Raw genomic sequence first — 4616 nt, forward strand, 5'->3', positions numbered from 1 at the left:
GCGAACTACTTCGGGGCCATCCTCGGCAATCAACTCGACATCGCGGTTGGCCAACACCGTGACCTGATTGGCCAGGGCCGGGGTCACCAGCAGCTGCGAGTAGGTGGCGATGCCACACTTGCTGTTCCAGGTGCTGACCCAGCCGATGCGTGGACGCGGGGCCAGCGCGGGCAGCGCGTCCAGGGCCTCGACCGCTGCCCGGGTGCGCCGCGCCACGGCGGCCCAGGTATGCTCGCCCTCGACCAGGCCCCGCGCTGCTCGACGTCGCTCGGCGCTCCACTCACGCAGCTCGCCGCGACGGTGGCGCGCGGCGAATTCGGCCATCAGATCGCCGAGGTGCTCGACGCGGGGCTCGGCCCACACCGAGGCAAACTGCCCCATGTGGGTGCGCGCCCGGGCATAGTCGTAGTCGATCAGCCAGGCGGTTTCGGGGGTGCAGAAGTCACGCTGGCCGCCACCGGCGGTGGTAATCACCGGGACGTCGCACCACATGGCCTCGGCCATGGGCAGGCCGTAGCCCTCGCCGCGGCTGGGCGCCACCAGCGCATCGGCGCGCCGATAGAGGGCGCGTACCGCTTCGGGACTGAGATCGGCGTTGATCAGGCGCACGGGGGCGCCGCGGGGGTTGCGTTGTCGCCAGGCATCGAGCTCGCGCTCAATGTCATGATGGGGGTTGGGAAAGGTCTTGAGGATCAGCTGCACGCCGTCATCGGCGATAAAGGTGGTATACCAGGCCGCCAGCAACACGTCGACGCCCTTGCGTGGAAAACACGAGGAGACGTGCAGGAAGGTCATCGGCGCGTCGTCCGCCTCCGCCTCGGGCAGCCACTCGGCCAGGGCCGCCTCGTCCGGCGCGATGTCGCAGAGGTGATCAGTACCTACGCCCACCACCGGCAACGGCAGCCCCACCCCGCTGTCGGCGAGCACCCGCGACACATAGCGCGACATGGTGGTCACCGCCGAGAGCCGGGCGTTGAAGGCCTGGGCGTGTTCGTGGGGAAACACCGACTCTTCCCAGCCGTAACTGTGAATCAGCCGATGGCGCGCTGCCAGGTCGGTGGTACGCGGCGGATAGCAGAGCCGCAGGCTAGCGTTGTACCAGGCGGGCTCGGACGCACGGCGCGACACGGCGGCCAGCGCCGGCTGCTCAGCCAGGAAGGCCGGATCGGGAGCGAAGTCACCGCCGCCCTCGGTGCTATGCAAGGTCACTTCGCCCTCTCCTTCCAGGCCTTGCAGCGCCCGGGCCAGCTCGCGGTTGACCAGTGCCAGGCTGTAGCTGGAGTCGAAGGGGCCCTCGAGGCGCCAGCGGCGCTGCACCGGCAGGCAGGGCTCACTGGCGGGCAGCTCGGGCATGGCCATGCCTAGCTCGGCGAGGAAGTCGCGCAGACTCTCCAGCAGCCGAGCAGGCTCGAAGCGGGCCAGATGCTCACGCTGGGCGTCGATCAGCCGCGCCCGCAGGCCGGGATTGCGCAGCATCATCAGTGCCGCTGCCGCCGCCACTTCGGGATCTGACTGGGTCAGCAGCAGCCCGCCCTCCCCCACGGTGTCGGCAATGCTGCTGTCAGGAGCGGCGTAGGCCAGTACCGGCAGCGCGTGAGCCATGGCCTCGATGAGTGGCATACCGAAGCCTTCATGCTCGCTAAGGCTGATGTAGAGGTCTGCCTGCTGATAGTGGCGCTGCAGCTCGGCGTCATCCACCTTGCCGGTAAAGGTCACGCTATCGGCCACGCCGTGATCCTCGGCTAGCCGCTGCAGTTTGCGGCGCGTGGCGTCATCACCGCCCCCCACCAGGGTCAACGCCACGGGCCAAGCGCTACGCTGCTGCATGGCAGCCAGAGCGGCAATCAGGCCCGCCTGGTTCTTGTTAGGTGCCAGACGCCCGACGAACAACAGGCGGTAGGCGGGATCCGTGGATGGCTGGGGGGGCAGGGCAGTGAGCGGCTGCCCAAGAGGCAGCGAGGCAAGATCGACCAGCAATGGCAGAGTGATAGTGGTTTCCGGGGGGAAGCCTGCCGCAATCAACTCTCGGTAATTGTAGTCGGACACCGCGATGGCCCCGTTGAGCCAAGTGTGCCAGCGGGTCAGCTGTTCGCGACCATGGCGCAGCACCGGCACTGCCGGGTCGTTCGGCGAGAAGAAGTGCTCCGGGGTAATATTGTGATAGACCAGCAGCTTACGGCAGGCCAGCCCCTTCAGCCAGCTCTCCAGGGGATTGCCGCTGCCGTGGTGGATCAGCAACAGCTCCTCGGGGCGCGCCCGGTAGTCCCGGTAGTCGCCTACCCGATCGGCCATGTCCTGCGGGGCGTCAATGACATAGATCTCGGAAGCTAGCCCACACTCTCGTACCAGCCGCTGGGTAAACAGCATGGCGTTGGTGATACCGTCGCCGCTGGCACAGGTGACGGCGAACTGATGAATGGCCGAGATTACTTGCATACCATGCCTAGTCCTTTTTGACGTTACCTTGAAGCAGAACGCTGATTGAAATATCGACTTACTGCATTGTGGACGTTCCATCAGGCAGGGTGAGTCCTAGTGAGCCTGTCAGCCAATCACGCAGTGCCGAGGCCAACACCTCGGGTCGATAGCGCAGCAGGGATCGCTGTTGGCCGGCCAGCACCTCGTCACGCAGTGACTTGTCCTCGAGCAGCAGCGAGAGGCTGGCGGCCATCACCGCCGGGTCTTCGCTATCCAATACCAGACCGCCTTCGCCCAGGGTGTAGGGGATATTGGTGAGCCCCATGGCCACCACCGGGCAGTCGGCGAGCATCGCCTCGACCAATGGCATGCCGAAGCCTTCATGGGCACTGGCACAGACAAAGGCGGCACTATGGCGATACAGCGCCTGCAGTAGCAGGTCGTCGACCTTGCCGGGCATGATGACGCTGTCGTCGAGATGCAACTGGTGCAACCGCTGGCGCAGGAAGCGGGCATAGTCGGAGGTCTCGCCTCCTCCGACCATCACCAGCATGGCAGGCGGTCCTCCGCCATGTTGAGCCTGCATGCGCTGCAGATGCCACAGGGCTTCGATCAACAGGTGCTGACGCTTGTTTTCGACGATGCGCCCCACAAACAGCAGCACGGGACGCTCGGACAGACCGGGATGCAGTCGAGTCGCCGGATCCGGCAAGGTACCAGCATCGGCAGCCGGGCGGTCGAGATCGACAAGCAGCGGAATAGTGGTGATGGCTTCACGCTCATAGCCCAGCGCCACCAGATCCTCGGCGTTAAAATCGGAAACCGCCAACACCGCCCGAAATTCGTCCCGCCACTTCACCAGTTGCTCACGACCCCGTTCAGCGTAGCGGTGCAGGTCGCTGCCAGGGGGAAAGAAGCCCGCCGGGGTGATGTTGTGGTAGACCAGCGCCCGTGGTACGGCAAGCCGGTTCAGCCACTCGCCGAGCTCATGGCCCATGGAGTGATGATGCAGCAGCAGGGAGCTTGCTGGGTCGCAGCTCTCCAACTCGCGGTAGGGCCGCACACAATCCGCCATGGTGGCGGGAATATTGGCGGCATAGATATCTGATTCGACGCCCACCTCTCGCAGCAGGCGCTGGATGAACAGCAAGCTGTTGGTGACACCGTCACCGGCGTCGACGCCGTGGTGGAACTGGTGAATGGCGGTGATCGGCTGGGTCATGCGTCCTGCTCCTGTCCAACACGAGGGGCTTGGCCATCGAGGTCGGCGGGTCGAGTGGCCAGCAGTGCATAATCCTGTGGCCCGTAGAGATAGTGGTTGAGGCGGCGCGCGGTTTCGCTCTCCTCGTGCAGACGATGTTCCTCGCCTACCGGATGCAGGGGGCGCGCCTCGACATGCTCGAAACCGGCGAACTCTGCGAGGAACACCATCAAATCGGGCGGCAGCGGGCGCATATGGGTGGGGTCGAGGTAGAAGTTGCAGCAGCCCACGATCAAGTTCTGAGGGTTCGGCGTCTCGAGCAGCAGGCGCCCCCCCGGTGCCAGGGCGCGAAAGGCCTCATGCAACAACTCCCGGATCTGGTCGTGGTCGAGATGCTCCACAAGATGAAAGGCGCTGATCATACCCAGGCTGGCATCGGCGCTATCACGCAGAGCCGCCAGGGCATCCTGATAGCGCACCTCCAGCTCCTGCTCGCGACCGGCCTGGATATTGGCGGCGTTGAGATCCACGCCCTGGGCGGCGATGCCCTCCTCACGCAACAGCGCCAGCCACTCGCCGCGCCCGCAACCCAGGTCGAGCAGCGGCAAGCCCTCGGTCAGCCGCGTCACGGCGCGCACCTCCGGCAGATGCTCGCGCATCAGCTCGGCGATGGCACCGGGGTTGCCGCGGAAGCGCGCCTCCAGGGCACGGTAGAAGTCGCGCCCCGCAGTATCCTGTCGGGGCGACTCTGGGATGGCCGCGGAACCCATGGCGTCACTGGCCGCCTCCGGGCGCTCGGCCAGCCGCTGTCGCAACACCTCGTTGTCGACTGCCAGGCGGCGCTGGGCGGTTTCCAGCGATTCAAGACGCACGGCCTGTTCGCGGAGCAGGTTGAGCAGCGCCTGGTAACGCGCATCCTGTAAACGGGCGTTATGGTCGATGCGTTCGCGCAGCCGATCCAGCCGCAGCGCGCCGAGCAGCCAGCGAACACCACGCC

3 protein-coding genes are annotated in these 4616 nt (G+C 65.9%); all 3 read right to left on the minus strand.

Features of this window, described 5'->3' with window-relative positions; translation table 11 throughout:
• On the minus strand, positions 1-2436 hold a 2436-nt coding region (locus RI841_RS14530), incomplete at its 3' end, for a glycosyltransferase (RefSeq protein WP_310706348.1).
• A 58-nt stretch (positions 2437-2494) separates the two neighbouring features.
• Entirely contained in the window at positions 2495-3640 is a 1146-nt protein-coding gene (locus RI841_RS14535; protein WP_310706349.1) for a glycosyltransferase family 4 protein, read from the minus strand.
• Positions 3637-4616: methyltransferase domain-containing protein (locus tag RI841_RS14540; protein ID WP_310706350.1), on the minus strand; the 980-nt coding region annotated here is incomplete at its 5' end. The genes RI841_RS14540 and RI841_RS14535, both read right to left, overlap by 4 nt.

This window comes from Halomonas sp., assembly GCF_031581305.1.
In the GTDB taxonomy this organism is placed as follows: Bacteria; Pseudomonadota; Gammaproteobacteria; order Pseudomonadales; family Halomonadaceae; genus Halomonas.

Bases quoted from the DNA above. Each gene is read 5' to 3' on its own strand.
- RI841_RS14535 (WP_310706349.1), bottom strand. From the start codon at position 3,640: ATGACCCAGCCGATCACCGCCATTCACCAGTTCCACCACGGCGTCGAC.